The sequence below is a fragment of the Mycobacterium sp. TH-M11 genome (assembly GCF_057473725.1).
Genome location: NZ_JBYCLD010000204.1, coordinates 1 through 3,916, shown reverse-complemented (window position 1 = coordinate 3,916; position 3,916 = coordinate 1). Strand labels below are relative to the sequence as shown.

Annotated in this window: 4 protein-coding genes; 1 reads left to right on the top strand and 3 read right to left on the bottom strand. The window is 67.5% G+C overall.

What is annotated here, in order from left to right:
• Positions 1-169 precede the first annotated feature (169 nt).
• From AC2VOG_RS08965 to AC2VOG_RS08955, 3 genes are all read right to left on the bottom strand, one after another.
• Complete coding sequence (locus tag AC2VOG_RS08965) at positions 170-1,000, bottom strand: ExeA family protein (protein WP_421528861.1); 831 nt, start codon at positions 998-1,000, stop codon at positions 170-172.
• A 56-nt stretch (positions 1,001-1,056) separates the two neighbouring features.
• On the bottom strand, positions 1,057-2,436 hold the full coding sequence (locus AC2VOG_RS08960) for a DDE-type integrase/transposase/recombinase (RefSeq protein WP_421528862.1): 1,380 nt from the start codon (positions 2,434-2,436) through the stop codon (positions 1,057-1,059).
• A 72-nt stretch (positions 2,437-2,508) separates the two neighbouring features.
• A complete protein-coding gene (locus AC2VOG_RS08955; protein ID WP_486939558.1) occupies positions 2,509-3,117 on the bottom strand; it encodes a helix-turn-helix domain-containing protein in 609 nt (202 codons plus the stop codon).
• A gap of 387 nt (positions 3,118-3,504) precedes the next feature.
• Between AC2VOG_RS08955 and AC2VOG_RS08950 the strand changes: the two genes are divergently transcribed.
• Positions 3,505-3,916, top strand: a 412-nt coding sequence (locus AC2VOG_RS08950) for a transposase (RefSeq protein WP_486939559.1), incomplete at its 3' end; no start/stop codon positions are given.

Sequence of the window (3,916 nt, the reverse complement as noted above, 5' to 3'; positions counted from 1 at the left end):
CGCCTGTCTCGCGCGCGAGCCAGCTAGCGATGGAGCCAGATCCGGCTGTTGCGCGTCACTGATCTTGCACATGGTGGCGCCACTGTCGTTGAGGCTGGTTCGGGTGTGATTTGACCCTGCCTGGTGGTGTCGGGCGGGGTTGTCGATGGTCGCGGTGTCGCGGTGGTGGTCACGGTGTCGCGGGCTGGAGGTCGTGGTTGGTTTCGGTGACCGCGGTTCGGGCGCTGGCCTCGTCGATGAGGTTCTTGTCGGCGGTGCAGGCGGCGATGAGGGCGGCGATGGCGAGCCGGTTGATGCCGCGGGGTTTGCCGCGGCTGGATTGGTGGATGAGCGCGATGGCGTCGTCGGTGAACAGCGGATCAGATCGGCCCGCCAGTTGGAGGTGGTGGCGTAGGTAGCCGGCGGTCTCCTCGCCGGTCATGCCGGTCATGGTGCGGCGCACGGTGATGCGTTGTTCGAGTGCGGCCAGGGTACCCAGCGCCATTTTGGCGGCGAGGGTGGGCTGGCCTAGAAGGATGGTGGCGAAGGGGGATTCGGTATCGAGGCGGTGATTGGTGAGCAGCCGCAGTGCTTCGAGGGCATCGTGGCAAAGCAAGTGGGCTTCATCGATACACACGATGGGGACACGGCCCCGCTCAGCATGTTCGGCGGCGAGCGCGTCGCGGGCTTGCGGGACCAGGGAGGCGTTGTGGAAGCTGGGCCGCCCGCCGAGGGCGGACACGATGTGGTGGTAGATGCCGCGGGCGCCGACGGTGGGGTCGGGAATGTAGATCAGGTGGTGGCGGGCCGGTTCGGCGCGGTCGATCGCCGCGCGGGCGGCCACTGTCTTGCCTACGCCGACTTCGCCGGTGATCACTGTGATGCCGCGGGTGGCGATGCCGTAGCCGATGCGGGCGGCGGCCTGGGCATGATCACCGCTGCGAAACAGCATGCCCGGTGCCAGGGCCCGGCCAAAGGGCATGGTGGTGAAGCCGAAATACGACTGAATTTTATCGAGCATGGTGGTGGTCCGTTCCCCGGGGCTGGCCCGGTGGTTGAGGTGAATGATGATGCGGGTCAGGTGTTTTCCGGGTCAGCCTGGTTGTGGCGGGTTGGTTCGACATCGCCGCCGGCCAGGGCGAGGTAGTTGATCGCCTGGCCCACGTCGGCTTGGTGTGCCTGCTCGAGTAGGTGCAGGTAGTCGATGCCGGTGGCTTCGACGGGGGCGACGGCGCCGGGTTTGACCGCGGGGTGGGTGTGGCGGCCGATGGTGTGCGGTACGGCCCGGCCCATCGTCTTGCCCTGGTATTCGACGTCGATGGTGGTCAGGTCGAACGGGGTGAACAGCAAGTCCACGACGCGCCCGACTAAGGCGGCGTCGACCTGGTATCGGTTGCCGTGTAGCGAAACCGTGGCGGTGGCGGTGACTCTGCGCTGCTCACGCCATAAAAATGCCCGCCGCAGCAGTGCGGTATCCGGTCGCGGCGCCGGGGTGCGGCCCTCGGCGTGGTAGCGCGCTGTGGGGGTGGCGCCGGTCTCGGAATGCGCCACCCGGTGATACTGCTGGTGCAACCATGCGGTGAACAGCCGGTTCAGCTCATCGAGTGAATCGACGCCGCCGGCGGCTTGGATCTCGACCAGGAATTGGTCGCGCACGGTGCGGTTCCATCTCTCGATTTTCCCGCGGCCCTGCGGTCTGCCCGGCCTGCTGTGCACCAGCCGGATGTCGAGCACCGCCACCGACCAAGCCAGTTGATTCGAGGAATACGCAGAGCCGTTGTCGCAGTATAGGTTTCGTGGGCAGCCGTGGGTTTTGACCGCGTCGTGCAGCGCGGCCTGCATACCCAGGGTGTCCTCGCCGTAGCCCCACCGGTGGCCGGGCACATAGCGGGAGTGGTCGTCGAGCAGGGCGAACAGCACCGCCCGTTTCCCGTCGATGGTCGGGCCGTGCAGGCCGTCGCTGATCCACAACTCATCAGGTTCGCCTGCCTCGAACCGGCCGAACGCCGCCGGCGGGGTGCCGTCCGGGCGAGTATTGAGCTCCAGGCGGGCGAAGTGGCGTTGCAGGGTCCGCGCCGACGGCGCCCAGCCCTGCTCGGCCTCAACGATCCGGGCGATATGGGCCGCAGTGCGTGCGGGGTGCTCGGCCTTGAGCCGCGCCGCCAACTCCAGCACCTCGGCGTCGGTGCGCGGGGTGATCTGGCGCTGCGCGGGGAGCAGCGCGTCGAACCCGCCGGCCCGCCACGCCCGAATCCAGCGGTCCAGGCTGGCCCGCGACACCTCCGTCGGCTGCCCGAACGGCCCGATATGGACCTGGGCGGCCATATCCCGTACCAGCCGGCCTCGTTCAGTCGCAGACAGGTTCGGATCGGCCAATGGTCGGATCAGCGAGTAGCGATACAGCGCGACATCACGCGCCCGATCAGTGCGTGACTTTTTCGGCTCTGGCTTGGCCATCGGTGGGGTACCTCAACGCTTTCATGGTCGACAGCAGTGACGCCGTCGACCCTGACGCGCCGCGGCCGGCAGTCACAGACGCGGACATATGTTGATTCCCGTCGCCGCCACCGCCGGCGGCCGCATCCCGAGCAGCCAGCCTCCCGAGCACGCCGCCACCAACTCCGCCGCCGACACCTCGAACACCACCGCACCGGCCATCCGGCGCACCGCCGCGCACGCCGCACCGATCTGGGAGACCGCATCGGCCAGCGGGCTTGCCGCCGGTGTCAGGCGAACCATGTCCGCGCCGGTGTTGGCCAGGTGTTCCAGCCGAGCGAACCCCACCCGGATCGGCTCGGCATGCTCAGCGAACCGCGACAGCCAGCCCCGCACTGTCGAGGCCGGACGACCCGCCGCCGCACAGATTCGCCGCCACCCCCAGCCCGACGCCCGGGCCAACAGCGCCGCCCAGATCACTGTCACCGGATCGACCCGTCGTCCCAGGCAGAGCCGGGGCAACAGCACGTGCGAGCGGCCACATCCTGCCGGGCTCGAACAGATCGCTCGCCGTGGTCGAATCCGGGCCACCACCGTCGCGGCCCGGCGCACAAACCGCGGCGCGGCATGCCCCCACGGCGCCAACCGCAGCTCACAATCCGGGCACTTCAGCTCACCGGTACGCAACTGGTTCTCAACCACAACGGGATCTGCTCCTACACTGAGCACCGCGCCTCCGGGCGTGTTCGGACGGCCCTTCCCGCAGTCCCGTCAAAGCACGTGGGGAGGGCCGTCGGCTTTCAAGATCACCCGAACCGTAAACCGGTCGTCCTCGCGGTGACGCCACCACTCGCACTCGGCCCACCCGATAACCGTCAGGTCGGACCGTCCTCAACTCACGTGACGTGCCACGACCCCGTCGTGCTCACCCACAGCGTCGCTCAACAATCACGAGGCATCGGGGCGTGTCATTCCATCTGTGTAAGTCCGGGGTGGTCCATCATCGGACCGCCGTTGGGCGGACAGAAGGAGTGTTTTGTGACCAAGACCATGCAGATGCCGGCTGAGGAGACGACCGCGGCGCGGCGGCTGGCCGAGATGTTCACCGAAGAGACGCTGGACTCGTTGATTAAGGATGCGGTGAAGACCGGGACCCCGATCGACGGCGCGGACGGTTTGCTGAACCAGCTGACTAAGGCCGTGCTGGAGCGGGCGCTGAATGCGGAGCTAACCCACCATCTGGGCTATGAGGCCGGCGATCCGGCCGGACGCGGATCGGGAAATTCGCGCAACGGCACCACGCCGAAAACGGTGACCACCGTCAACGGCCCGGTGCAGATCGATGCGCCGCGTGATCGCAACGGCTCGTTTGAGCCGGCGATTGTGCCGAAGAAGACCCGCCGGCTCAACAACATCAATTCGGTGGTGTTGTCGCTGTATTCACGGGGAATGACCACCCGCGATATCGAAGCCCACCTGCAGGAGGTCTATGGGGCGTCGG